This window comes from Streptomyces sp. NPDC090045 (genome assembly GCF_044747975.1).
Classification (GTDB): Bacteria; Actinomycetota; Actinomycetes; order Streptomycetales; family Streptomycetaceae; genus Streptomyces.
Window position 1 is genome coordinate 1,029,699 of sequence record NZ_JBIVFA010000001.1, and the last position, 23,437, is coordinate 1,053,135.

Sequence of the window (23,437 nt, forward strand, 5' to 3'; positions counted from 1 at the left end):
AGCAGCCTATGAAGCTCGACGGGAGGGTTGTCGTCGTCACCGGGGGAACCCGCGGCGTCGGCGCCGGAATCGCCCGGTCGTTCCTCGCAGCCGGCGCGGAGGTCGTCGTCTGCGCCCGGCGGCCGCCGGAGGAACCGGTCTCGGCGGGCGGACGCAAGGCCTCCTTCACCGCCGTCGACCTGCGCGATCCCGCCGCCGTACAGGACTTCTTCGGCGCGGTCGCCGGACGGTACGGGCGCCTCGACTGCCTGGTCAACAACGCGGGCGGCACCCCGTACCGGCTGCTGGGGGAGGGGGAGGCGGAACGCCACGCGCGGGTCGTCGAGCTGAACCTGGTGGCGCCGATGACGGCCTCCCTGGCGGCGTACCCGTGGCTGCGGGAGGCCCGCGGCTCGGTGGTGATGATCGGCAGCGTCAGCGGCACCCGGCCCTCGCCGGGGACGGCGGCGTACGGGGCGGCGAAGGCCGGCCTGGAGAACCTGGCCCGGTCCATGGCCGTGGAATGGGCCCCCGAGGTACGGGTGAACTCGCTGGTCCTGGGCATGGTGCGGACCGAGCTGACGCACCTGCACTACGGGGACGAGGCCGGGGTCGCGGCCGTGGCCGCCACCGTCCCGCTCGGGCGGCTGGCACAGCCCTCGGACGTGGGGGAGGCGGCCGTGTTCCTGGCCTCCGGCCGGGCGGCGTACGTGAGCGGGGCGAGCCTGCTGGTGCACGGTGGCGGGGAGCGCCCGGCGTTTCTGGATGCGGCAACTGTGAACAAGGCGACTGCGAACAAGGCGACTGTGGACAAGGAGAGCTGAGATGGCGGGACTGTGCGAGGGCCGGGTCGTGGTCGTGACGGGCGCGGGACGGGGGCTGGGCCGGGCCCATGCGCTGGCCTTCGCTGCCGAGGGGGCGCGGGTCGTCGTCAACGACCTGGGGGTGGGGCTGGACGGGCTGCCGGGGCCGGACGGTCCGGCGGCGCAGGTCGTCGCCGAGATCGAGGCGCTGGGCGGGGAGGCGGTGGCGCACGGCGGGGACATCGCGACCTCCGGGGGAGCGGCCTCCCTCGTGGAGACGGCGCTCGGCGCGTTCGGGCGCCTCGACACCCTGGTCAACAACGCGGGGTTCCTGCGGGACCGGATGCTGGTCAACCTGGACGAGGACGACTGGGACGCGGTCATGCGGGTCCACCTGAAGGGGCACTTCCTGCCTCTGCGGGCGGCGGCCGCGTGGTGGCGGGCGGAGGCGAAGGCCGGCCGGCAGACGGCGGCCCGCGTGGTCAACACCTCCTCCGGGGCCGGACTGCTGGGCTCGGTCGGCCAGGGCAACTACAGCGCGGCCAAGGCCGGGATCCTCGGCCTCACGATGGTCGCGGCGGCGGAGATGGGCCGCTACGGGGTCCAGGTCAACGCGATCGCCCCGGCGGCCCGGACCCGGATGACGGAGCAGACCTTCGCGCAGACCATGGCCGCCCCGGCGGCGGGCGGCTTCGACGCGATGGCCCCGGAGAACGTGTCCCCGCTGGTGGTGTGGCTGGGCTCCGACGCCTCGACCGGGGTCACGGGCCGGGTCTTCGAGGCGGAGGGCGGCCGGATCACGGTGATGGAGGGCTGGCGGCCGGGCCCCACGGCCGACCGGGACTCCCGCTGGACCCCCGCGGAGGCGGGCGAGACCACCCTGAAACTCCTCGCCGCGGCGCAGGCTCCGCTGCCGGTGTACGGCGCGCGGTAGCGGCCCCGGTCCGGTCCCGGCGGCGGGGGCGGAGGCTAAGGTTCCTGCTCCGGGACACGAGCCGAAGGGACACGGACCGACGATGGCCGTCACGCCGACCCCGCAGAAGATCACCACGTTCCTGATGTTCGAGGGGCGGGCCGAGGAAGCCATGAGCTTCTACCTCTCGCTGTTCGACGACGCGGAGGTGCTCGCCATCAGCCGCTACGGCGCCGACGAGACCGGACCCGGGGCCGGGCCCGAGGGAACCGTGCGCCACGCGACCTTCTCCCTGGCCGGACAGCAGTTCATGTGCATCGACAGCCCGGCCCGGCACGCCTTCGGCTTCACGCCCGCGGTGTCGCTGTACGTCCAGTGCGCGGACGAGGCCGAGATCGACCGCCTCTACGCCGCGCTCGCCGAGCAGGGCCAGGAGCTGATGCCCCTGGGCTCGTACGGATTCAGCCACCGGTTCGGCTGGGTGAACGACCGCTTCGGCGTCTCCTGGCAGCTGAACGTCGCGGCCCCGCCCAGCGCGGCCGGCTGACGGGCCGGCCCGGGCTCGGGCCCCGGAGGGGAGCGGGGGGCTCGATGTGCCTCCGGGGTCCGGCGTCCAGGGGGCCCGCCGGTCAGGCGTTGGCGCCGCCGTCGACGGTCAGCGTGGTGCCCGTGACGAAGGAGGCCTCGTCGCTCGCCAGGTAGAGGACCGCGCTCGCGATCTCCGCGGCCCGGCCGTAGCGGCCGAAGACGTTCAGGCCGCGCTGGAAGTCGGCGGACGGACCGTCGGCCGGGTTCATGTCGGTGTCGATGGAGCCGGGCGCCACCTGGTTGACGGTGATGGCGCGCTCGCCCAGGTCGCGGGCGAGGCCCACGGTCAGGCCGTGGATCGCCGCCTTCGACATGGCGTACGGGGTGAAGCCCGCGGCGGGGACCTGCGTGGCGAGGCGGGAGCCGACGTTGACGATGCGGCCGCCGTCGGGCATGTCCAGGGAGACGGCCTGCGCGGTGAGGAAGGCGCCGCGGACGTTGATGTCCAGGGTCCGGTCGAGGGTGGCCAGCGGCACCTCCGCGAGCGGCGGGCAGGTCATGTCCGCGTAGCCGGCGTTGTTGACGAGGATGCGCACCGGGCCGAGTTCGCGCACGACCCGGTCCACCGCGGCCGTCACGGCCTCGGCGTCGGCGGCGTCCGCCTCGACGGCCACGGCGCGGCGCCCGAGGGCCCGTACCTGCCCGGCGACCTCCTCGGCCTGTTCCTTGTTCGAGCGGTAGGTGATCGCGACGTCGGCGCCGTGGGCGGCGAGCGTACGGGCGATCTCGGCGCCGATGCCGCGGGAGCCGCCGGTCACCAGGGCCACGCCGTGGAGAGTGGTCGTCACGTTGATTCCTTTTCCGTGCGGGGGAGTTGGGCGAAGGGAAAGGGTGGCGGGCTCAGGCCGTGGCGGGCTGCCGCTCGGGGGCGGCCGTGGCGCCGCCGCCGTTGCCGTCCTTCTTGGTCCGCAGGTCCGGCAGGAGGGTGAACAGGCCGAGGAAGGCCATGATCACGCCGAGTACGAGCGGGGCCCGGAGCCCGTAGGCGTTGATGCCGGCACCGCCGAGCCAGGAGCCGATGACGATGCCGAGAGTGATGAAGGACGAGTGCACGGTGTTGACCAGCGGGCGGGCGTTCGCGGTGCGCTGGACCCGGGTGATCATGCAGGGGTTCATCGTGACGCCAACCAGGCCGATGCCCATCATGAAGATCAGGGCGGGCGCGGTGACCTCGGCGAAGACGGCGAAGCCGGCGAGGAAGACCATGTTGAGGCCGAGCCCGACGAGCTGGGTCACGATGGTGTGCTCGTCGGCGAAGCGGCCCACGATGGTGTTGCCGACGACGGTCGCGGCTCCGTAGGCGACCAGCAGCCACGGCACCGAGCCCTCGCTGAAGCCGGTGAGCTCGGTGAGGATCGGAGTGAAGTAGCTGAAGGCGGAGAAGGTGGCGCCGATGATCAGCGTGGAGGTGGAGAACACCAGCCACAGCCGCGGGTTCTTGAAGGCGCGCATCTCGTCCTTGACGGAGGGTCCGCCCTCCCCCTCGGCGCCGGTCACGGAGGGGACGCCGACGATCGTGGCGAGGGCCGCGAGCACGGTCAGCCCCGAGATCGCCCAGAAGGCGGCCCGCCAGCCGAACTGGCCACCGACGAAGGTGGAGACGGGCAGGCCGAGCAGGGTGCCGAGCATCAGGCCGTTCATGGCGGCGCCGATCGCCTTGCCGCGCATCTCCGGCTTGGTGATCTCGGCGACGACCGAGAGTGAGACGCCGAAGAAGGCGGATGAGGCGACGCCGGTGATGACGCGCCCGATGGCCATCGTCACGTAGTCGGTGGACAGGGCGGCCAGGACGTTGCCGCCGAGGAAGACCGCGAAGAGCACCATCAGGGCGCTCTTGTGCGGGAGTTTGAGCACGGCGGTGGCCAGGAACGGCCCGCCGAGGGCCATGGCGACGGCGAACGCGGTGATCAGATAGCCGACTTGGGGGATGGTGGCCCCGAGTCCCTCGGAGATCTGGGGCATCAGGCCGGCCACCACGAATTCGCTGGTGACCATGGCGAAGATGCCGAGGGCGAGGACGTACACGGCCTTGGGCACGGCCGTCACAACCTTTCTATAACTAAACGATCGTTCCAGAATGTGGGCAGGCTCAACCCAGGGGCGGAGCAAGGTGGTTGAAGGTCAGCGGGCCGGCGGGCCAGCGGGCCAGCGGGTCAGCGGGTCCGCGGAGCCGGACGCCGGGCGGGTGTCAGCCGGTACAGGACAGGCCCTTGAGGGCCTGGTCGACGACCTGGGTCAGGTAGTCCCGGTCCGCCGCCCGCTCCATGACGCGCAGCCCCTGGGTCAGGGTGACCAGGAGGCGGGCGGTGGTGCGCACGTCGGTGCCGGGCGCGAGCTCCCCGGCCACCCGGGCCCGCAGCAGGAGGTAGGCGAAGGCCTCCTCCAGGGAGCCCAGCGCCCCGCCGAGCCGTTCGGCGGCCTTCGCGTCCCCCGGCAGCCGCTCCAGCACGCCGTGGGTGACCATGCACCCGCCGCGCAGCGGATCGGCCAGCGCGGACTCGACGTAGGAGAGGAGGAAGGCGCGCAGGACCGGCAGGGCGGGACCCTCGTCGGACTCGGCGAGGCTCTCCTGCGCCCGGTCCGCCTCGACGGCGCAGTACAGGTCCAGCGCCTTGAGGTAGAGGTCGTGCTTGGAGCCGTAGGCGGCGTACATGCTGGAGCGGTTGATGCCCAGCGCGTCCACCAGGTCCTGGATCGAGGTGGCCTCGTACCCCTGGCGGCGGAAGAGCTCCATGGCCGCCACGAGGGCGGTCTGCGGGTCGAACTCCTTGGGCCTTGCCATGAGCACGAGGCTACCCCATTTCCAACCGGTCGTTTCAGAAAGGACGGCGCGGCCGTCCGGGGTGCGCATCGTGGCGGCTCCCGCCCGCAGCGGCGGCGGGCTTTCCCGCTCAGCGGGAACACGGCCTCCCGCCCGCGCCCGCCCCCCGCCTACCGTCGGCCGCACCACACACCACCGCGGCCGGGAGGCCCCATGCTGAACGACCGGCACCGGCGCGAGGCCGCCGAGATCCTGTACGCGGCGCAGCTGCGGAGGTCCCCGGTCCGGCCGCTGACCGAGCTCTACGAGGGCATCGGCGCGCAGGACGCGTACGAGATCCAGCTCCTCAACATCCGCCGCCACTGCGCGGAGGGCGCCGCCGTGACCGGGCACAAGGTCGGACTCTCGTCCCCCGTCATGCAGGCCATGATGGGCGTCGACGAGCCCGACTACGGACACCTCCTCGACGCGATGGAACTGCGCCAGGACACCCCCGTCCCGGTCGCCGCGTACTGCGCGCCCCGCATCGAGGTGGAGGTCGGCTTCGTCCTCGGCGCCGACCTGCCGGGCGAGGGCTGCACCGAGGCCGACGTACTCGCCGCCACCGAACGGGTCGTCCCCGCCCTGGAGTTGATCGACAGCCGCATCGCCGACTGGCGGATCTCCCTCGCGGACACCATCGCCGACAACGCCTCCTCCGCCGGCTACGTCATCGGCGAGGGCCGCGACCCGCGCGAGCTGGACCTCAAGTCCGTCGAAGCACGCCTTGCGAGCGGCGGCGAGACCCTCGCCACCGGCCGAGCCGACGCCGTCCTCGGCGACCCGGCCACCGCCGTCGCCTGGCTGGCCCGCACCGTCGCCCGCTTCGGCGTCCCGCTGCGCAAGGGCCACCTCGTCCTGCCCGGCTCCTGCACCCGCGCCGTCGACGTCACCGCCGGGCGCACCTACACCGCCGACTTCACCGGGCTCGGCCCGGTGTCCCTCACCTTCTGCTGAGCCACCGAGGTGCCCATGAACAAGTCCGTCAGGAAAGCGACCGCCGCCATCGTCGGCTCCGGCAACATCGGGACCGACCTCCTGCACAAGCTCCGGCGCTCCCCGTACATCGAGCCCCGCTGGATGATCGGCGTCGACCCCGACAGCGAGGGCCTCGCCCACGCCCGCCGCGCCGGGCTGGAGACCTCCCACGAGGGCGTCGGCCGGCTGCTGGCCCGCGAGGAACTCCCCGACCTCCTCTTCGAGGCCACCTCCGCCCAGGTCCACCGCGTCAACGCCCCGCGCTACGCCGAACTCGGCATCACGGCCGTCGACCTGACCCCGGCCGCCGTCGGCCCCGCCGTCGTCCCGCCCGTGAACCTGACCGCCCACCTCGACCGGGCCAACGTCAACATGATCACCTGCGGCGGGCAGGCCACCATCCCCATGGTGTACGCCGTCTCCCGCGTGGTCCCCGTCGCCTACGCCGAGATCGTCGCCTCGGTCGCCTCCCTCTCGGCCGGCCCCGGCACCCGTGCCAACATCGACGAGTTCACCCGCACCACCGCCCGCGGCATCGAGGAGATCGGCGGCGCCGCCCGCGGCAAGGCCGTCATCATCCTCAACCCCGCCGCGCCCCCGGTGATCATGCGCGACACCGTCTTCTGCGCGATCCCGCCCGACGCCGACCACGAGGCCGTCGCCGCCTCCGTCAAGCAGGTCGCCGAGAAGGTGGCCTCGTACGTACCCGGCTACCGGCTGCGCGCCGAGCCGCAGTTCGACGAGCCCTCCGCGCAGACCGGCGGAACGGCCCGCGTCGCGATCTTCCTGGAAGTGGAGGGCGCGGGCGACTACCTGCCGCCGTACGCCGGAAACCTCGACATCATGACCGCCGCCGCCACCAAGGTCGGCGAAGAGCTCGCGAAGGGGATGCAGCAGTGACGAGCTACTCCGACACCCTCGACATCCGCATCACCGACTCCTCGCTGCGCGACGGCTCGCACGCCAAGCGCCACCGGTTCACGGGCGAGGACGTCCGGTCGGTCGTCGCCGCCCTCGACGCCGCGGGCGTCCCCGTCATCGAGGTCGCCCACGGGGACGGACTCGGCGGCTCCTCCTTCACCTACGGCTTCTCGAAGACCCCCGAGCAGGAGCTCATCAGGATCGCCGCCGAGACCGCCCGGAACGCGAGGATCGCCTTCCTGATGCTGCCGGGACTGGGCGTCAAGGACGACATCCGCGCCGCCCACGCGAACGGCGGCCGGATCTGCCGGATCGCCACCCACTGCACCGAGGCCGACATCTCCGTCCAGCACTTCGGCCTCGCCCGCGAGATGGGCCTGGACACCGTCGGCTTCCTGATGATGGCCCACTCCACCACCCCCGAGAACCTCGCCCGCCAGGCCCGGATCATGGCCGACGCGGGCTGCCAGTGCGTGTACGTCGTCGACTCCGCCGGCGCCATGGTCATGGACGAGGTCACCGACCGGGTCGCCGCGCTGGTCGCCGAACTCGGGGCCGACGCCCAGGTCGGCTTCCACGGCCACGAGAACCTCGGCCTCGGCGTGGGCAATTCGGTCGCGGCCGTACGCGCCGGTGCGCTCCAGATCGACGGCTCCACCCGGCGCCTCGGCGCGGGCGCCGGCAACACGCCCGTCGAGGCCTTCGCCGCCGTCTGCCAGAAGATGGGCATCCGCACCGGCATCGACGTCCTGAAGATCATCGACGCGGCCGAGGACGTGGTCCGCCCCGTCATGGAGGAGGAGTGCCGGCTCGACCGTATGGCCCTCCTCATGGGGCACGCCGGCGTCTACTCCAGCTTCCTCAAACACGCCTACCGGCAGGCGGAGCGCTACGGGGTCCCCGGCGCCCAGATCCTGCTACGCGCCGGCGAACGCCGCCTCGTCGGCGGCCAGGAAGACCAACTCATCGACATTGCAATTGAACTGGCTGCTGAGCGTTAGGGCGCCACGCCCCGCCACATTCAGCCTCGCCGGCGTTTGAGGCGCGGGGTCTGGGGCGGAGCCCCGGGAAACGGCGCCGCAGCCGACCGTGAACGTACGACACCACAACGAAGTGGAGGGCCCCATGACCGCACCGACCGAAGCCGAAGAAGGACCCCGCGTCATAGAGGCGGCCGCAGTGCCAACCCGCTTCGCCCGCGGCTGGCACTGCCTCGGCCTGGCCGCCCCCTTCCGGGACGGAACCCCGCACGAGATCGAGGCCTTCGGCACCCGCCTCGTCGTCTTCGCGAGCGAGGACACCGACACCCTGCACGTCCTGAACGCCTACTGCCCCCACATGGGCGGCAACCTCGCCCACGGCACCGTCAAGGGCGACACCCTCGCCTGCCCCTTCCACGACTGGCGCTGGTCCGGTGACGGCCGCTGCGCCGCCATCCCCTACGCCCGCCGCGTCCCGCCCCGCGCCCGCACCCGCGCCTGGACCACCCTGGAGCGCAACGCCCAGCTCTACGTCTGGCACGACCCCGAGGGCAACCCGCCGCCCGCCGGTGTCACCATTCCCGAGATCGAAGGCGTCGGCAGCCCCGAGTGGAGCGGCTGGAGCTGGAACTCCCTGCGCGTCGAGAACTCCCACTGCCGCGAGATCGTCGACAACGTCGTGGACATGGCGCACTTCTACTACGTGCACTACGCCTTCCCGCACTACTTCAAGAACGTCTTCGACGGGCACGTGGCCACCCAGTACATGGAGTCCACCCCGCGCGGGGACGTGGACCTCGGCACCCTCTCCACCGGCGGCGGTCTGCGCTCCGACGCTTCCTACCACGGCCCCTCGTACATGATCGACCACCTGTGGAGCGACGTCGGCGGCGGCCTGGAGCTGGAATCCGTCCTGATCAACTGCCACTTCCCGATCGACGAGAACAGCTTCCTGCTCATGTACGGGGCCATCGTCAAGAAGCTCCCCGGCATGACCGACGAACAGGCCGCCGAGGCCGCCCGCCTCACCTCCGAGGGCCTCGCCGTCGGCTTCGAACAGGACGTCGAGATCTGGCGGAACAAGACCCGCATCGACAACCCGCTGCTCACCGACGAGGACGGCCCCGTCTACCAGCTCCGCCGCTGGTACCGGCAGTTCTACGTGGACGCCGCCGACGTCGAGGACGAGATGGTCCGGCGCTTCGAGTTCGAGATCGACACCACCCGGGCCACCGCCGCCTGGAAGGCCGAGGTCGCCGAGAACCTGGCCCGCCGGGCCGAGGCCCCGTGATGCGGCCCGTCGCCTGCGGAGAATGCGGCACCCGCGTGCTGTGCGAGAAGTTCAGTCCCGCGCACACCCAGGTCCAGTGGACCGGCGAGGCCGCCGCCCTCTGCCCGCGCATCGCCGCCGAGGTCGCGGCCGGGCGCCTCAGCGCACGCGTCCGCTCCTGCCCGGCCCTGCGCACGAGCATCGAGGCGGCCGTCCGCGAGGGCCGCCTGGAGGTGCCGGCCGATGTCCCGTGACCTCGCCCCTCCTACGCCGGCCCGCGCGGCCCGCCCCACGAGCGCGGACCCGGCCCCGGACCCGGCCCCGGCCGGAGCCCCCGGGGTGCTGCGGGTCCGCGTCCTGGACCGGGTCCAGGAGACACCGGAGGCGGTCTCGCTCGTCCTGGACGCGGAACTCCCGTACGCGCCGGGGCAGTTCCTCACCCTCCGGATCCCCGGCGGGGCGGCCCGCTGCTACTCCCTGGCCAGCTCCCCGCACACCGGGGAGCCGATGCGGATCACCGTCAAGCGGGTGCCCGGCGGGCTCGGCTCCGGCTGGATCTGCGAGGAGGTGACGGCCGGGGACGAGCTGGAGGTGCTGCCGCCCGCCGGCACCTTCACCCCGGGCCCCGGCGGCCTCGACCGGGACCTCCTGCTGGTCGCGGGCGGCAGCGGGATCACCCCGGTGCTCTCCGTAGCGAAGTCGGCGCTGGCCGCGGGCCGGGGCCGGGTGGCCCTGGTGTACGCCAACCGGGACCCGGCCTCCGTGATCTTCCGGGACGAGCTGTGGGGGCTGGCCGAGGCGCATCCGGGGCGGCTGGCCGTCGTCCACTGGCTGGAGAGCCTCCAGGGGCTGCCGACCGCCGCGCTGCTCGGGCCGCTGGTGGCCCCGTACGCCGGCCGCGAGGCCTACCTGTGCGGGCCCGGCCCGCTGATGGACGCCGCCGAGACCGCGCTGCGCGCCGGCGGGGCCGCGCCGCACGCGATCCACCGCGAGCGGTACTTCTCGCTGGGCACGGACGTCTTCACGGCCGCCCCACAGCCCCGCCCGCCGGCGGCGGGGGCGGGAGCCCGCGCCACCGCCGAGGTGGAACTCGACGGGACCCGGCACACCGTGCCCTGGCCCGCCGGGACCCCGCTGCTCGACGCGCTGCTCGCCGCGGGCCTGCCGGCCCCGTACTCCTGCCGGGAGGGCGCCTGCAGCGCCTGCTGCTGCCGGGTCGTCGAGGGCGAGGTCGAGATGGCCCGCAACGAGGTCCTCGACGCGACGGACCTGGCCGAGGGCTACGTCCTGGCCTGCCAGGCACTCCCGGTCGGCCCCGCGGTGCGGATCACGTACGGGTGAAGGGGGGTGTCGGGCAGGACGTGCGGCCGCTAGCTTCTCCGGGGAAAGCGCTTGCTGCGCGCGGCAATCGGTTCGGGAAGCGGGGCGGCCCATGTCCGACACCATCACGCTCGCCGTCGTCGGGGCGGGGGACCGGGGGAGCGGCTACGCCGGATGGGCCCTGGCCCATCCGGGGCGGGCCCGGGTGGTCGCGGTCGCCGAACCGCGCGCGCCCCGGCGGGAGCGGCTCGCCGCCGCCCACGGCATCGACGCCCGTCACGTGCTCGGCGACTGGCGGGAGCTGGCCGCCCTCGGGCGGATCGCGGACGCGGTGCTCGTCTGCACCCTGGACCGCGACCACCTGGAGCCGGTCCTCGCGTTCGCCGCGCTCGGCTACCACATCATGCTGGAGAAGCCGATGGCCCTCACGGAGGACGAGTGCCGGCGCATCGTCGACGCCGTCGAGCGGGCGGGCGTCATCCTCTCCGTCGGGCACGTCCTGCGCTACACGCCCTACACACGGACCGTCAAGGACGTCCTCGACTCCGGCCGCATCGGCGACGTCGTGAGCGTCCAGCACCTGGAGCCGGTCGGCTTCTGGCACCAGGCCCATTCGTTCGTACGGGGCAACTGGCGGCGCGCCGACGAGGCGACGACGATGCTGATGGCCAAGTCCTGCCACGACCTGGACTGGCTCCAGTACGTCCTGGGGCGCCCGCCCGTACGGGTCTCCAGCTTCGGCCGGCTCTCCCACTTCCGGCCCGAGAACAGGCCGCCGGGCGCGGCGGACCGCTGCCTGGACTGCGCGGTCGAGCCGGACTGCCCCTACTCCGCCGTGCGCGAGTACGGCGACCGGCTGGCCGACGGCCGCCACCGCTGGCCGCTGAGCGTGCTGATCGACGAGTTCACCCCGCGGGCCCTGGAGGCCGCGCTGCGGGAGGGGCCGTACGGGCGGTGCGTGTACGCGTGCGACAACGACGTCGTCGACCACCAGGTGGTGGCCATGGAGTTCGACTCCGGGGCGACGGCCACCTTCACCATGACCGCCTTCACCGAGCAGGCGGACCGGCACACACGGATCTTCGGAACCCGCGGCGAACTGCGGGGCGACGGCCGCAGCATCACGGTCTACGACTTCCTGACCCGGGCCGAGGAGCAGGTCGCCATCGGCGCGGGCGGGCCGATGGACGCCGCGGGCGGCCACGGCGGCGGCGACGCCGGCCTCATGGACGCCTTCGTCGCCGCCATCGCCACCGGCGATCCCGACCTGGTCCGGTCCGGCCCCCGGGAGTCGCTCACCAGCCACCTGACCGTCCTGGCCGCCGAACGGGCCCGCTGCTCCGGCACGGTGGAGCCGGTCGGGCCGCCGCTCTAGGAGGCACAACGAAGCGGGCCCGGCCCCCTGGCGAGGGGTCGGGACCGGGTCTTCGTTTCCTGCGGTGGGATATGACTACCCGCTACATCCACTCGCTGAACCGCAGCCAGCCCAACATGTTGTCCATCGCCTGTTCCGAGACGGCCGGCTCCGGCTCCCGAGGCCGTGCGGCAGCGGCCCGCCCGGTCCGTCCGGGCCCGTACAGCTCGCGCCACACCGCCCGCGCGCAGGCCGCCACCGCCGGTCCCAGCCGGGCCAGTTCGCGTTCGCCCCGGCAGCAGGACACCGAGACCGCCGCCACCGCGCGGCCCGCGCCCCGCAGCGGCGCCGCCACGCAGGAGATGCCGCGGAAGCTCTCCTCCCGGTCGTAGGCCACCCCGCGCTCGCGGGTCGCCGCCAGCTCCGCGCGCAGCGCGAGCGGCCGGATCAGCGTCCGGGCCGTGCGCGGCCGCAGCCCCTGGGCCAGGACGTGCTCCACCGCGCCCGGGTCGCCGAAGGCGAGGATCGCCTTGCCGGCGGCCGTGCAGTGGGCGGGCATCCGTCCGCCGACCCGGGAGGGCACGGTGGTGGCCTCCGAGCCGCCGATCCGCTCCAGGCAGACCACCTCGGCCCCGTCCAGCACCGACAGGTGCACCACCTGCCCGGTCTGTTCGTGCAGGGCGTGCAGCAGGGGCAGGGCGGCCCGGCGCAGCCGGTTGTGGTGGGAGGCGAGCGCGCCGAGCTCCAGCATGCGCATGCCCATCCGGTAGTCCCGGCCCTCGCGGTCCAGCCAGCGCAGCTGCACCAGCTGGTCCAGGATCCGGTGGGCGGAGGAGCGCGGTATCCCGGAGCGGCGGACGACCTCGGTGAGCGAGAGACGTGGCTGCGGACCCTCGAAGGCGCCCAGCACCCGCGCGGCCTTCTCCAGCAGCGACAGCGGTGCGAGCCCGGTGTCCATGGCCTGGTCGAGCACGAGGAACCCCCTGCGTGAGGCGTTGGGGCGACCCTGCCACGGGCTCCCGGGCGGAGGGAAGGACCCGGAACGATGTATTTCATTCAGTAATACTTCAGATAGCCATGTCGACGGGTGCGGGGCGGCTTCCCACTCAGCGGGAACGCCCCGTTCCACGCCCCCGACCGCCGGGCTTACGGTCACCGCACCTCGAAGCCGTCGACCCCGTCGACCCCGAGAAAGGGACACCATGAGCGACGAAGACGTCCTCGAAGCCGTCCGCGCCCTCGCCCCGGCCCTGCGCGAACGCGCCGCCGAGGCGGAGGCCCGCCGCAAGGTCCCCGAGGAGACCGTCAAGGAACTGGCGGACACCGGCTTCTTCCGCCTCCTCCAGCCCCGGGCCTACGGCGGCCGCGCCGCGGACCCCGCGCTCTTCTACGCCGCAGTCAAGGAGACGGCCAAGGCCTGCGGTTCCACCGGCTGGGTCGCCTCCGTCGTCGGCGTCCACCCCTGGCACGTCGCCCTCTACGACCCGCGCGCCCAGGAGGAGGTCTGGGGCGCCGACCCCGACACCCGCATCTGCTCCTCGTACGCCCCCACCGGCACCGTCACCCCCGTCGACGGAGGGTTCACCCTCACCGGCCGCTGGCACTTCTCCTCCGGCTGCGACCACGCCGACTGGGCCCTGCTCGGCGGGCTCGTCACCGACGCCGAGGGCCGGCCCGTGGACATGCGGACCTTCCTCGTCCCCCGCACCCAGTACCGCATCGACGAGGTCTGGGACACCGTCGGACTGCGCGGCTCCGGCTCCAACGACATCACCCTGGACCAGGTGTTCGTCCCCGAACACCGGGCGCTGAGCTTCGGCCCGGTCACCGCCCTCGAGGTCCCCGGCCACGCCGTCAACCCCGAGCCGCTCTACCGGCTCCCGTACGCCGCCGTCTTCACCACCACCATCTCCACCCCGATCGTCGGGATCGCCGAGGGCGCCTACGAGCACTACGTCGCCGCGACCCGCGACCGGCTGTGCGTCTCCTACGGGCAGCAGGTCGCCGAGGACCCCTTCGCCCAGGTCCGCATCGCCCGCGCCGCCAGCGACATCGACGCCTCCTGGCTCCAGCTCCGCCGCAACATCGGCGAGCTCTACGCCCTCGCCGAACGCGGCGAGGAACTCCCGCTGCCCTTGCGCACCCGCGCCCGCCGCGACCAGGTCATCGCCACCGAGCGCTGCGTCGCCGCCGTCGACCTGCTCATGGAGAACGCGGGCGGCAGCGCCATGCGGACCGGCCCGAACCCGCTCCAGCGGGCCTGGCGCGACGTCCACACCGGGCGCGGGCACGCCGCCAACGACCCCGAGCGGGCCCTGGTCCTCTTCGGCCAGGGCGCACTCGGCCTCGACATCCAGGACACCATGTTGTGATGATCACTTACGAGAACACCTCGCGCACCGCCCGGGCCGGACACCTCACGCTCCACTTCCATGAGGCGGGCCCGCAGGGCGAAGCCCCCGTCCTCATCCTTCTCCACGGCGGCGGACCCGGCGCCTCCGCATGGTCCAACTTCGGCCGCAACCTGCCCTTCTTCGCCGAGCGGTTCCACACCCTGCTCGTCGACCAGCCCTGCTACGGCAAGTCCGACAAGCCCGAACCCGACCGCGACTACTTCACCTTCAGCGCCGACGCGATCGCCGCCCTGATGGACGAACTCGGCATCGAGAAGGCCCACTTCATCGGCAACTCCCTCGGTGGCGGAGCCGCCGTCCGGATGTCCCTGAACCACCCGGACAAGGTCGACAAGCTCCTGCTCATGGGCCCCGGCGGCATCTCGGTCAACCTCTTCTCGGCCGACCCCACCGAAGGCATCAGCCGCCTCTTCGCGTTCAGCCTCGCCCCCGAACCGACCCGCGAACACATGCGCGCCTTCCTCACCACGCTCGTCCACGACCCCTCGCTCGTCACCGACGAGCTCGTCGAGGAGCGCTACACCCAGGCCATGGACCCCGAAGCCCGGCTCGGCAACGCCCGCATGGGCGCCTCCTTCGCCAACCCCGCCTGGCAGCAGGACACCCTGCTCTGGCGCGAGGCCCACCGCATCGGCCACCCCACCCTGCTCACCTGGGGCCGCGAGGACCGGGTCAACCCCCTCGACGGCGCGCTGCTCGCGCTCAAGGCCATCCCCGACGCCCGGCTGCACGTCTTCCCGCACTGCGGCCACTGGGCGCAGACCGAGGCCTTCGACGACTTCAACCGCCTGGCCGCCGACTTCTTCTCGCACTGACCACAGAACTGAGGACACCCATGGGAACGGACATCCGCGCACTCGGCTACCTCCGGATAGAGACCACCGACCTCCCCGCCTGGCGCACCTACGTCCTGGACGTCCTCGGCATGACCGAGGCCGAGGGCACCACCGACACCCTGCTGAACGTCCGCATAGACGACCGCGTCCACCGCTTCCAGTTCGTCGCCGGCACCCGGGACCGGCTGCTCGCCGCCGGCTTCGAGGTCGCCTCCGCCAGGGCCCTGAAGGAGGCGGCCGCCGCACTGGAGGCCACCGGACACGCCGTCAAGCCGGGCGACGACGAGACCCTCGCCGACCGGCGCGTCCAGGGCCTGATCCACTGCACGGACCCCAGCGGCAACCCGCTGGAGATCTACTGGGGCCAGGCGCAGGACCACGCCCCGCTCGCCGCCCCGTACGGGAACCGCTTCGTGACCGAGACCCCCTCGGGAGAGCCGCTGGGCCTGGGCCACGTGGTCCTGCCCGCCCCCGACACCGAGGCCACCCTCGACTTCTACGAGAACGTCCTCGGCTTCCAGCTGCGCGACTCGATGAAGCTGCCCCCCGTCGCGGTCCCCACCGGCAGGCCCGGCCAGGACTCCTACCGGATGCACTTCCTCAGCCCGAACCGCCGCCACCACAGCCTCGGCCTCTACCCGGGCGCACTGCCGCCCGGCATCGTCCACTTCATGGTCGAGCTCGCGACCCTCGACGACGTCGGCTACTGCCTGGACCGGATGAACGCGGCCGGCATCCCCATCGCCTCCACCCTCGGCCGGCACTCCAACGACCACATGGTCTCCTTCTACGCGCAGGCCCCCGGCGGCTTCCAGGTCGAATACGGCTGGGACGGGCTCGTCGTGGACCCCGCCACCTGGACGGCGAAGGAGATCACCGCGGACAGCTTCTGGGGCCACCAGTGGAGCGCCTGATCGACCCGCGGGCCTTCCGCGAGGTCCTCGGGACCTTCGCCTCCGGCATCACCGTCGTGGCGGCCGCCGGGGAGGACGGCCGCCCGGCGGGCCTGGCCTGCCAGTCCTTCGCCTCCCTCTCCCTGGACCCGCCGCTGGTCCTGCTGTGCGTGGGCAGGTCCTCCTCCAGCTGGCCCGCCGTACGAGCGGCCGGCCGGTTCGGGGTCAGCATCCTCGCCGAGGAGCAGCGCGCGGTCTGCGAGGCGCTCGGCCGGCGGGGCGGCGAGAAGTTCGAGGGGGTGGGGTGGGAGGCCTCGCAGCACGGCGCCGTCCACATCACCGGGGCGCTCGCCACCCTCGACTGCGCCCTCGACACCGTCCACGAGGCCGGGGACCACTACCTGGTCACCGCCCGGGTCCTCGCCCTCGCCGCCCGCGACGACGGCTCGCCCCTGCTCTACTTCCGCAGCGACTACGCCACCGGAGCCTTCGCATGACCTCTGTGAACGACCCCGAGTACGACGTGGTGGTCGTGGGATCCGGCGCCGCCGGTTTCGCCGCGGCCGTCACCGCCCGGCTGCGCGGCCTCAGCGTCCTCGTGGTCGAGAAGACCGACAAGTACGGCGGCTCCACCGCCCTGTCCGGGGGCGCGATCTGGGTCCCCGGCAACCTCCACCTCGACCGGGCCGGCCTCGCCGACACCTACGACAAGGCCCGCGCCTACCTCGACGCCACCGTCGGCGACCGGGTCCCGGCCGCCCGCAAGGACGCGTACCTCACCCACGGGCCGCGCATGGTCGCGGAGTTCCACGAGCGCACCGAGATCCGCTTCATGTACACCCCCGGCTACTCGGACTACTTCCCCGAGGCCCAGGGCGGCATGGCGCAGGGCCGCTCGGCCGAACCGTGCATCGTGGACCTCCGGCGGCTGGGGGAGGCCCGCCACACCATGCGCCGGGCGGGCCTGCCCACGTACGGACTGACCATGACCTCCCACGACTTCCGCTTCCTGAACATGGCCGCCCGGACCTGGGCCGGCCGCAGGACCTCCCTCAAGGTCGGCGCGCGGGCGCTCGGGGCCCTGGTCACCGGCCGCAGGCTGCTCTCCCTCGGCGAGGCGCTGATCGCCCGGATGCGGCTCTCGCTGGACCGCCTCGGCGGGGACCTGTGGCTGTCGGCGCCGCTGACCGGGCTGGTCACGGACGCGGCGGGCCGGGTGACGGGCGTACAGGTCACCCGCGCCGGACAGGCGGTGACCGTACGGGCCCGGGGAGGGGTGGTGCTGGCCTCGGGCGGCTTCTCGCACGAGCAGGCACTGCGCGAGAAGCACCTGCCGCACCCGACGTCGACGGCCTGGACGCACGCCTCGGAGGGCCAGACCGGCGACGCCCTGCGGTGCGGTGAGGCACTGGGGGCCGCCACCGACCTGCTGGACGGGGTGTGGGGCGCGCCCTCGGTGTGCCCGCCCGGCGAGAAGCCGTTCTTCCTCGTCGCCGACCGGGGCATCCCGGGCATGGTCATCGTCAACGAGGCGGGCGAGCGCTACGCCAACGAGGCCGCGCCCTACCACGCGTTCGTCGACCGGATGTACGCCGCCGACCGCCCCGGGGCGCGGACCGTGCCGTCCTGGCTGGTCCTCGACGCCCGCTCCAAGGCCCGGTACCTCTTCGCCGGCCTCCTGCCCGGACAGCCCTTCCCCGGGAGATGGCTGGAGAGCGGGTTCCTGAAGAAGGCCGACACCGTGGAGGAACTGGCCCGCCGGATCGCGGCACCCGGCCTGCCCGCCGCGATCCGCCGCTTCAACGGCTTCGCCGAGCGGGGCACCGACGAGGACTTCGGCCGGGGGACCAGCGTCTACGACCGCTACTACGGCGACCCGACGCTGGCCAACCCCAACCTGGCTCCCCTCGACAAGGGCCCCTTCTACGCCGTCCCCGTGCACCCGGGGGACATCGGGACCAAGGGCGGCCTCGTCACCGACGGGGACGGCCGGGTGCTCCGCGAGGACGGCGCGCCGATCGCCGGCCTCTACGCCTCCGGGAACTGCTCGGCGGCGGTGATGGGCGAGACCTACCCCGGCCCGGGCGCCACGATCGGGCCGGCGATGGCCTTCGGCTGGGCGGCGGCCAACGCCATCGCCGCGACCCTGGAACCCTCGGGTCAGGACAGCTTGCCGTTGTAGTCCGGCAGCTTGACGGTGCGTTCGGCGTGACCGCCGACGAGGTCGGTCGGGCTGTTGCCGATGTTGGCGATGATCGTGTAGCCGCGGGCCTCGATCTCCGCGCGCTTCTCCGTCTTGTAGGCGCTGACCTCGTCGAACAGGTCGGGCAGGTCACGGACGTAGAGCCCCGAGACGGGGTAGCCGACCGCCTTGAGGTTGCGCTCGGTGAGGGACTGGATGATCCCCGGGCGGGCGGTGACGAAGAAGACGGCGACCCCGCGGGCGTGCGCGTACTGGGTCAGGGCGCGGACCTTGGCGATCGCCGGCGTCGGGAAGGTCCAGAACCAGTGGAAGTCCGTCTCCAGCGAGGTGTTGTCGATGTCGAGGACGATCGCCGGCTTCTCGCCGGCGGGCGAGGCGGCGATGCGCTGCTCGATGCCGGGGCGGGCCGCGTCGATGACGGCGGCGACGTCCCGCTGCCAGGTGGCGTAGTCGATGCCGAGGATCGCCGCGTTGCCGCCGGGCGCGGAGGCGGACACGGAGACGGCGGCGGGCGCGGCGGCGGGGGCCGCCTGGGCGGCGGTGGCCGGAACCAGCGTCATGACGGTGGCTGCTGCGGCCACGCCGACGGCGGCGGTACGGGACATACGGGTGCGGCGGGTGCTGCGCATGGGGGGCGCTCCTCGGTCACGAATTGACATGTACGCGACCAGAGTTGGCGAGATCCGCCCCCATGTCTACTGGCCGGTAAGAAACTTTTCGTGGCCGACCGGTGAATGAAGATCGTCCGGATGCCGACCGTGGCTAGGTGTCGCAGTCGAGGACGGTCCGGCACAGGCCGCACCGGGCCCGGATCCGCCCGCGCACCGGCAGCCGCAGCCGCTGCCCGCACACCGGGCAGGGGAAGCTCACCCGCAGTGCGGAACCGGAGCCCTCGCGCTCGAAGCGGTACGCCGATCCGCCGGCCGGGGTGAGCCCGGTGCGCCGCGCCTTCGCGTACCGCCGCCGCGCCAGCGGGCCCGCGGCCGCCAGCGGGGGCCGGCGGTGGTCCCGCTCGGCCAGCGCCCGCCCGCGCACGTACGCCTCGTACGCCTGCGGGCTGGTGAACCAGGTGGAGGGGTCCTCGCCGAGCAGGGCGGCCCGTTTGGCGAGGACGTAACCGAACTCCTCCGGGGTGAGGTAGCCGAACTTCTGGTGGGTGAGCGCGTCCTCGCGGTAGGCGTCGAGCAGCAGCCAGCCCGCCCCGAGGTACACGGCGGCGGTGTCGGTGAGGATCTCGTTCTCCCCGGTGCCGGGGAAGCGCAGGTCCAGCCGGTGCAGCAGGACGTGGGTGACCTCGTGCGACAGGGCCGCCGCCAGGTCCCGGCGATGGGTGCGGAAGCGGTCGCTGACCTCGACGAAGTACTCGGGGCCCGCGGCCAGTTCCACGGTGGCCGCCTGCTCCATCGGCCGGAAGGCGACCACCATGCGCGCATCGGGCAGCCGGAGCGCGCGCACCATCGCCGAGGCCACCCGCTGCGCGCCCAGGTGCAGGTCGTCGGCGGCGCCGAACGCGGCGTCGGCGGGCGCGAAGCTCGTGTCGTAGGCGCGGATCCCGTCGGCAGACAACCGCCGGAAGAGCGCGGTGACCGAGGCCCGCACCGTCGCCAGGTGTGGAAATCCGTGCTCGATCGGACCTCCCGGCCCGCTCTTCTGCGTCACCGCGCCCCCTTCGCCGCAAGCCCTGCCGTTCGAACGAATGATTGGCCGAAAATGCGTTCTTGATGGCGCCCGCACCTCTGATGTGTCATGGACCCGTCATTCACCCAATGACACGCACGGCCCAACCCCCCACGAAAGGCAGTGTGTTGACTGTGACCACCCTTGTGCAGTTCATGAAGCGCAGCCTCGCCGTCGGAGCGGTCGCCCTCGCGGCCGTCAGCCTCCAGCCCGGCTCCGCCTCCGCCGGCACGGCCCCCGTCGTCGGCGGCACCCGCGCCGCCCAGGGCGAGTTCCCCTTCATGGTGCGCCTCTCCATGGGCTGCGGCGGCGCCCTCTACACCCAGCAGATCGTCCTCACCGCCGCCCACTGCGTGAACGGCTCCGGCAACAACACCTCCATCACCGCCACCGCCGGAGTCGTCGACCTCAACAGCTCCAGCGCCATCAAGGTCAAGTCCACCAAGGTCCTGCGCGCCCCCGGCTACAACGGCAGCGGCAAGGACTGGGCCCTGATCAAGCTCGCCAAGCCCATCAACCTGCCCACCCTCAAGATCGCCGAGACCAAGCAGTACGACAACGGCACCTTCACCGTCGCCGGTTGGGGCGCCACCCGCGAGGGCGGCGGCCAGCAGCGCTACCTCATGAAGGCCACCGTCCCCTTCGTCTCCGACGCCAGCTGTCAGGCCTCGTACGGCAGCTCCCTCATCCCGGGCGAGGAGATCTGCGCCGGCTTCGACCAGGGCGGCGTCGACACCTGCCAGGGCGACTCCGGCGGCCCCATGTTCCGCCGCGACAACAACAACGCCTGGATCCAGGTCGGCATAGTCAGCTGGGGCGAAGGCTGCGCCCGCCCCGACTACCCGGGCGTCTACACCGAGGTCTCCACCTTCGCCTCCGCGATCAAGAGCGCCGCGGCGAGCATGTAGCACCCCCTCGTCCTTCCGGCCGGTCGCGAACCGGCCGGAAGGACGAGGCGCCCCGCCCCGCCCGTGCGTAAGGTCGGCTGGAGCACCGCACGAGCCACCCGGCGGTCCGCCGTGCGGTTGCGTGCCGACGCGCGCACCGGTCCCATGGGAAGCGACCGGAGGCGGCAGCGGCGGGCGAGAGCGGGGCAGGTGGCGCATGGCGATCAGAGTGGTCATCGCGGACGACCAGGACATGGTCAGAACCGGGTTCCGGATGATCCTCGAAAGCCAGCCGGACATCGAGGTCGTCGCCGACGTCGTCGACGGAGAGGCCGCCCTCGCCGCCGTGGCCGAGCACCGCCCCGACGTCCTCCTCCTCGACATCCGCATGCCGAAGATGGACGGCCTCGAAGTAACCCGGCGCCTGTCCGGCAGCGACACGCCCCACATCGTCATCGTCACCACCTTCGACCTCGACGAGTACGTCCACGCGGCGCTCCACGGCGGAGCGTCCGGCTTCCTCCTGAAGGACGCCAGCCCGGCCATGCTGGTTGAAGCGGTCCGCGCGGCGGCCGTCGGCGACTCCCTCGTCTCGCCCGCCATCACGGTGCGGCTGCTGCGCGAAATGGCCCCGCGGACCCCGGCCTCCCAGGCCCGCCGCCCCGCCGAACCCCTGACGGAACGGGAACGCGAGGTCGTCCGCTGCCTGGCGCGCGGTCTCACCAACGCCGAGATCGCCGCGGAACTCTTCGTCTCCCTGTCCACCGTCAAAACCCACCTGGCCAACGTCCAGGCGAAACTCGACGCCCGCAACCGCGTCGAGATCGCCGCCTGGGCCTGGGAAAGCGGCCTCGCCGCCAGCACGGCGTGACGCCGCACCCCCAGCCCCCCGCCCCGGCCGTGGCCCGCTCCGGGCCCCGGCCGCGCACGGGTCGGCCTCGCCGGGGCGTGCGGCCCGCGGGCCCGGGGACGCAGCCCCGTGCCGCCCTGCACGCGCCCCGGCCGGAGCCTCCGGCCGTCCTGAGTACGGGCCCGCCGAGTGCCGTTCGGCGCCAGCCGGGCGATGCGGCGCAGGTGCGATCGCTTCACCGGCGCGAAGATCCGAGGGCGGAGCCCTCACCTACCCTGCGTGCAGGCCCGCCGTGCACCCCGGCGGGGCCTCACAACATCCAGCCTCGCCGACGATCGACGCGCGGGGGGCCGGGGGCGGAGCCCCCAGCCGCCCTGTGCGCAGGTCCGCACGGCATTCAGCGTCGCCGGCGATCGAGGCGGGGGAGGCCGGGGGTGGAGCCTCCTGCCGCCCTGTGCGCGGGTCCACAAGGCATTCGGCCTCGCCGGCGGTTGTGGCGCGGGGTCTCGGGCGGAGCCTCGGGGGGCTTCGGCGCGGCCGGCCCGGCCCTCCGTACAGCCACAGTCGGGCGGGGGGTCAGTCGGTGAGCCCCCTGTCCAGCTGGGCCCGACGCCACCCGCACGCCGCCGGCTGGCTCCGGCTCACCCTCTCCCTCGTCCTCCTCGCCCTCGTCACCTTCGAGGGCGTCGTCCTGGCCCGCCAGCCCAGCATCCCGCACGCCGCCGTATGGGTGTCCGGCATCCTCGTCTGCCTCAGCGCCGCGCCCTGGCCCGCCATCCCCCTCCTCACCCGCGCCTGGTTCGCCGCCGCCGTCACCTGGACCGTCACCCTCTTCCTGATGTTCGGCCACCACCCGCTCGTCGTCTGGGGCGGCGGCGAGGCCATCGCCCTCCTCGTCCTGCTCTCGCAGGTCCTGCTCCGCGCCCCCGCCCGCACCGCCGCCGTCCTCGGCCCGCTGCTCGGCCTCGGCTGCATGGCCGTACCCGTCCGGGACACCAACCCCGGCCGGTTCACCCTGCTCTTCTCCGTCCTCGCCGTCGTCGTCGGCGCGTACTCGCTCCTCCTGCGCCTCCAAGCCGCGCAGCGCGTACGCGACCTGCGCGCCGTCCGCACCGCCGAACGCCTCGAACTCGCCCGCGAGCTCCACGACCTCGTCGCCCACCACGTCACCGGCATCGTCGTCGAGGCGCGGGCCGCCCGCTTCACCCAGGTCTCCGCCGAACGCGCCGGCGAGATCCTCGGCCGGATCGAGACCGCCGGGGACGAGGCCCTCGTCTCGATGCGCCGCCTCGTCAAGATCCTCCGCGAGAACGACGACGGCTCCACGGCCGCCACCGCCCCCGTCGCCGGCCTCGCCGAGATCCGCGGGCTCACCGAGCGCTTCTCCCGCACCGGACCGCCCGTCGCCCTCTCCATCGAGAACGGGCTGGAGGACCGGCTCCCCGCCCACGTCGCGGCCACCGCCCACCGCATCGTCCTCGAAGCCCTCACCAACATCGGCAAGCACGCGTCCACCGCCACCGCGGTCCGCGTCGGCCTGCGCACCGTCCCCGCCGGGCTCGAACTCCGCATCGCCGACGACGGCGGCCACCCCGCCACACTCTCCGAGAACGCCCGCGGTGGCGGCTACGGCCTCGCCGGCATGGCCGAACGCACCGAGGCCCTAGGCCGTTTCCTTCAGATCATCGGATCGTTGGTTGATGTGTGTCGTTGACTGACGCCCAGTGGGCACGCATCGAGCCGTTGTTGCCGGACCGGACGCCGAAGCGGG

Annotated in this window: 24 protein-coding genes; 18 read left to right on the forward strand and 6 right to left on the reverse strand. The window is 73.1% G+C overall.

The genetic code is table 11. The annotated features are described in order from the left end of the window. The first annotated feature begins 8 nt into the window (after positions 1–8). The 3 genes from ACIPYQ_RS04730 to ACIPYQ_RS04740 all read left to right on the forward strand — a co-directional run bounded on the left by ACIPYQ_RS04730 (position 9) and on the right by ACIPYQ_RS04740 (position 2,242). Positions 9–803 carry an SDR family oxidoreductase gene (locus tag ACIPYQ_RS04730; protein ID WP_401246020.1) on the forward strand — a complete coding sequence of 265 codons (795 nt, stop codon included), beginning with the start codon at positions 9–11 and terminating at the stop codon, positions 801–803. Position 804: 1 nt separating this feature from the next. After that, on the forward strand, positions 805–1,716 hold the full coding sequence (locus ACIPYQ_RS04735) for an SDR family oxidoreductase (protein WP_401246022.1): 912 nt from the start codon (positions 805–807) through the stop codon (positions 1,714–1,716). An 82-nt stretch (positions 1,717–1,798) separates the two neighbouring features. Then, positions 1,799–2,242 (forward strand): VOC family protein, encoded by a 444-nt coding sequence (locus ACIPYQ_RS04740; protein WP_401246023.1) that lies wholly within the window; start codon positions 1,799–1,801, stop codon positions 2,240–2,242. A gap of 82 nt (positions 2,243–2,324) precedes the next feature. On the opposite strand, the gene ACIPYQ_RS04745 is transcribed toward ACIPYQ_RS04740, so the two are convergent. From ACIPYQ_RS04745 to ACIPYQ_RS04755, 3 genes are all read right to left on the reverse strand, one after another. Further along, positions 2,325–3,077 carry an SDR family NAD(P)-dependent oxidoreductase gene (locus ACIPYQ_RS04745; protein ID WP_401246128.1) on the reverse strand — a complete coding sequence of 251 codons (753 nt, stop codon included), beginning with the start codon at positions 3,075–3,077 and terminating at the stop codon, positions 2,325–2,327. Positions 3,078–3,123: 46 nt separating this feature from the next. Continuing rightward, positions 3,124–4,320: an MFS transporter gene (locus ACIPYQ_RS04750; protein WP_401246025.1), complete on the reverse strand. Its 1,197-nt coding sequence runs from the start codon at positions 4,318–4,320 to the stop codon at positions 3,124–3,126. Positions 4,321–4,471: 151 nt separating this feature from the next. After that, complete coding sequence (locus ACIPYQ_RS04755) at positions 4,472–5,065, reverse strand: TetR/AcrR family transcriptional regulator (protein ID WP_390800345.1); 594 nt, start codon at positions 5,063–5,065, stop codon at positions 4,472–4,474. Between the two features lie 192 nt (positions 5,066–5,257). Here ACIPYQ_RS04755 and ACIPYQ_RS04760 point away from each other — a divergent pair, with 192 nt between their 5' ends. The 7 genes from ACIPYQ_RS04760 (at position 5,258) to ACIPYQ_RS04790 (ending at position 11,927) form a co-directional block, all read left to right on the forward strand. Next, the gene (locus ACIPYQ_RS04760; RefSeq protein WP_401246027.1) at positions 5,258–6,040 is read left to right on the forward strand and encodes a 2-keto-4-pentenoate hydratase; all 783 of its coding nucleotides are present in this window, start codon (positions 5,258–5,260) and stop codon (positions 6,038–6,040) included. A gap of 15 nt (positions 6,041–6,055) precedes the next feature. After that, positions 6,056–6,961: an acetaldehyde dehydrogenase (acetylating) gene (locus tag ACIPYQ_RS04765; RefSeq protein ID WP_401246029.1), complete on the forward strand. Its 906-nt coding sequence runs from the start codon at positions 6,056–6,058 to the stop codon at positions 6,959–6,961. After that, entirely contained in the window at positions 6,958–7,983 is a 1,026-nt protein-coding gene (gene dmpG / locus ACIPYQ_RS04770; RefSeq protein WP_401246031.1) for a 4-hydroxy-2-oxovalerate aldolase, read from the forward strand. Before ACIPYQ_RS04765 ends, dmpG begins: the two co-directional genes overlap by 4 nt. 124 nt (positions 7,984–8,107) lie before the next feature. Continuing rightward, positions 8,108–9,253, forward strand: a complete 1,146-nt coding sequence (locus tag ACIPYQ_RS04775; RefSeq protein ID WP_401246033.1) for a Rieske 2Fe-2S domain-containing protein — start codon at positions 8,108–8,110, stop codon at positions 9,251–9,253. Next, positions 9,253–9,486: a hypothetical protein gene (locus tag ACIPYQ_RS04780; protein WP_401246035.1), complete on the forward strand. Its 234-nt coding sequence runs from the start codon at positions 9,253–9,255 to the stop codon at positions 9,484–9,486. The genes ACIPYQ_RS04775 and ACIPYQ_RS04780 overlap by 1 nt, the downstream gene beginning before the upstream one ends. Next, a complete protein-coding gene (locus ACIPYQ_RS04785; protein WP_401246037.1) occupies positions 9,476–10,573 on the forward strand; it encodes a 2Fe-2S iron-sulfur cluster-binding protein in 1,098 nt (365 codons plus the stop codon). The genes ACIPYQ_RS04780 and ACIPYQ_RS04785 overlap by 11 nt, the downstream gene beginning before the upstream one ends. 91 nt (positions 10,574–10,664) lie before the next feature. Continuing rightward, positions 10,665–11,927, forward strand: coding sequence for a Gfo/Idh/MocA family protein (locus tag ACIPYQ_RS04790; RefSeq protein ID WP_401246039.1), 1,263 nt, complete (start codon positions 10,665–10,667; stop codon positions 11,925–11,927). 82 nt (positions 11,928–12,009) lie between these two features. Here the strand turns inward: ACIPYQ_RS04790 and ACIPYQ_RS04795 are convergent, their stop codons facing one another. Next, positions 12,010–12,879, reverse strand: coding sequence for an IclR family transcriptional regulator (locus ACIPYQ_RS04795; protein WP_361762591.1), 870 nt, complete (start codon positions 12,877–12,879; stop codon positions 12,010–12,012). 229 nt (positions 12,880–13,108) lie between these two features. Between ACIPYQ_RS04795 and hsaA the strand changes: the two genes are divergently transcribed. From hsaA to ACIPYQ_RS04820, 5 genes are read left to right on the forward strand one after another with little or no spacing between them, the layout of a single operon-like run. Further along, positions 13,109–14,278: a 3-hydroxy-9,10-secoandrosta-1,3,5(10)-triene-9,17-dione monooxygenase oxygenase subunit gene (gene hsaA / locus ACIPYQ_RS04800; protein WP_401246041.1), complete on the forward strand. Its 1,170-nt coding sequence runs from the start codon at positions 13,109–13,111 to the stop codon at positions 14,276–14,278. After that, positions 14,278–15,135, forward strand: a complete 858-nt coding sequence (gene hsaD / locus ACIPYQ_RS04805; RefSeq protein ID WP_401246043.1) for a 4,5:9,10-diseco-3-hydroxy-5,9,17-trioxoandrosta-1(10),2-diene-4-oate hydrolase — start codon at positions 14,278–14,280, stop codon at positions 15,133–15,135. Before hsaA ends, hsaD begins: the two co-directional genes overlap by 1 nt. A gap of 20 nt (positions 15,136–15,155) precedes the next feature. Beyond that, positions 15,156–16,070: a VOC family protein gene (locus tag ACIPYQ_RS04810; RefSeq protein ID WP_401246045.1), complete on the forward strand. Its 915-nt coding sequence runs from the start codon at positions 15,156–15,158 to the stop codon at positions 16,068–16,070. Continuing rightward, positions 16,058–16,546, forward strand: a complete 489-nt coding sequence (locus tag ACIPYQ_RS04815) for a flavin reductase family protein (protein WP_361762579.1) — start codon at positions 16,058–16,060, stop codon at positions 16,544–16,546. Before ACIPYQ_RS04810 ends, ACIPYQ_RS04815 begins: the two co-directional genes overlap by 13 nt. After that, positions 16,543–18,231 (forward strand): FAD-dependent oxidoreductase, encoded by a 1,689-nt coding sequence (locus ACIPYQ_RS04820; protein ID WP_401246047.1) that lies wholly within the window; start codon positions 16,543–16,545, stop codon positions 18,229–18,231. The genes ACIPYQ_RS04815 and ACIPYQ_RS04820 overlap by 4 nt, the downstream gene beginning before the upstream one ends. On the opposite strand, the gene ACIPYQ_RS04825 is transcribed toward ACIPYQ_RS04820, so the two are convergent. Together ACIPYQ_RS04825 and ACIPYQ_RS04830 are read right to left on the reverse strand one after the other, a co-directional pair. Further along, positions 18,210–18,881, reverse strand: coding sequence for an HAD family acid phosphatase (locus tag ACIPYQ_RS04825; protein ID WP_401246049.1), 672 nt, complete (start codon positions 18,879–18,881; stop codon positions 18,210–18,212). The genes ACIPYQ_RS04820 and ACIPYQ_RS04825 overlap by 22 nt on opposite strands. A gap of 133 nt (positions 18,882–19,014) precedes the next feature. Beyond that, positions 19,015–19,911 carry a hypothetical protein gene (locus ACIPYQ_RS04830; RefSeq protein WP_401246051.1) on the reverse strand — a complete coding sequence of 299 codons (897 nt, stop codon included), beginning with the start codon at positions 19,909–19,911 and terminating at the stop codon, positions 19,015–19,017. A gap of 173 nt (positions 19,912–20,084) precedes the next feature. Here ACIPYQ_RS04830 and ACIPYQ_RS04835 point away from each other — a divergent pair, with 173 nt between their 5' ends. The 3 genes from ACIPYQ_RS04835 to ACIPYQ_RS04845 all read left to right on the forward strand — a co-directional run bounded on the left by ACIPYQ_RS04835 (position 20,085) and on the right by ACIPYQ_RS04845 (position 23,380). After that, entirely contained in the window at positions 20,085–20,837 is a 753-nt protein-coding gene (locus tag ACIPYQ_RS04835; protein ID WP_401246130.1) for a S1 family peptidase, read from the forward strand. A gap of 196 nt (positions 20,838–21,033) precedes the next feature. Continuing rightward, positions 21,034–21,687 carry a response regulator transcription factor gene (locus ACIPYQ_RS04840; RefSeq protein WP_361762564.1) on the forward strand — a complete coding sequence of 218 codons (654 nt, stop codon included), beginning with the start codon at positions 21,034–21,036 and terminating at the stop codon, positions 21,685–21,687. Between the two features lie 562 nt (positions 21,688–22,249). Then, positions 22,250–23,380 carry a sensor histidine kinase gene (locus ACIPYQ_RS04845; protein ID WP_401246054.1) on the forward strand — a complete coding sequence of 377 codons (1,131 nt, stop codon included), beginning with the start codon at positions 22,250–22,252 and terminating at the stop codon, positions 23,378–23,380. The last annotated feature ends 57 nt before the right edge of the window (positions 23,381–23,437 follow it).

Coding starts and splice junctions, on each gene's coding strand:
- ACIPYQ_RS04730 (WP_401246020.1), top strand. CDS start 9: ATGAAGCTCGACGGGAGGGTTGTCGTCGTCACCGGGGGAACCCGCGGC.
- ACIPYQ_RS04735 (WP_401246022.1), top strand. CDS start 805: ATGGCGGGACTGTGCGAGGGCCGGGTCGTGGTCGTGACGGGCGCGGGA.
- ACIPYQ_RS04740 (WP_401246023.1), top strand. CDS start 1,799: ATGGCCGTCACGCCGACCCCGCAGAAGATCACCACGTTCCTGATGTTC.
- ACIPYQ_RS04755 (WP_390800345.1), bottom strand. CDS start 5,065: ATGGCAAGGCCCAAGGAGTTCGACCCGCAGACCGCCCTCGTGGCGGCC.
- ACIPYQ_RS04760 (WP_401246027.1), top strand. CDS start 5,258: ATGCTGAACGACCGGCACCGGCGCGAGGCCGCCGAGATCCTGTACGCG.
- ACIPYQ_RS04765 (WP_401246029.1), top strand. CDS start 6,056: ATGAACAAGTCCGTCAGGAAAGCGACCGCCGCCATCGTCGGCTCCGGC.
- ACIPYQ_RS04775 (WP_401246033.1), top strand. CDS start 8,108: ATGACCGCACCGACCGAAGCCGAAGAAGGACCCCGCGTCATAGAGGCG.
- ACIPYQ_RS04780 (WP_401246035.1), top strand. CDS start 9,253: ATGCGGCCCGTCGCCTGCGGAGAATGCGGCACCCGCGTGCTGTGCGAG.
- ACIPYQ_RS04785 (WP_401246037.1), top strand. CDS start 9,476: ATGTCCCGTGACCTCGCCCCTCCTACGCCGGCCCGCGCGGCCCGCCCC.
- ACIPYQ_RS04790 (WP_401246039.1), top strand. CDS start 10,665: ATGTCCGACACCATCACGCTCGCCGTCGTCGGGGCGGGGGACCGGGGG.
- hsaA (WP_401246041.1), top strand. CDS start 13,109: ATGAGCGACGAAGACGTCCTCGAAGCCGTCCGCGCCCTCGCCCCGGCC.
- hsaD (WP_401246043.1), top strand. CDS start 14,278: ATGATCACTTACGAGAACACCTCGCGCACCGCCCGGGCCGGACACCTC.
- ACIPYQ_RS04810 (WP_401246045.1), top strand. CDS start 15,156: ATGGGAACGGACATCCGCGCACTCGGCTACCTCCGGATAGAGACCACC.
- ACIPYQ_RS04820 (WP_401246047.1), top strand. CDS start 16,543: ATGACCTCTGTGAACGACCCCGAGTACGACGTGGTGGTCGTGGGATCC.
- ACIPYQ_RS04825 (WP_401246049.1), bottom strand. CDS start 18,881: ATGCGCAGCACCCGCCGCACCCGTATGTCCCGTACCGCCGCCGTCGGC.
- ACIPYQ_RS04835 (WP_401246130.1), top strand. CDS start 20,085: ATGAAGCGCAGCCTCGCCGTCGGAGCGGTCGCCCTCGCGGCCGTCAGC.
- ACIPYQ_RS04840 (WP_361762564.1), top strand. CDS start 21,034: ATGGCGATCAGAGTGGTCATCGCGGACGACCAGGACATGGTCAGAACC.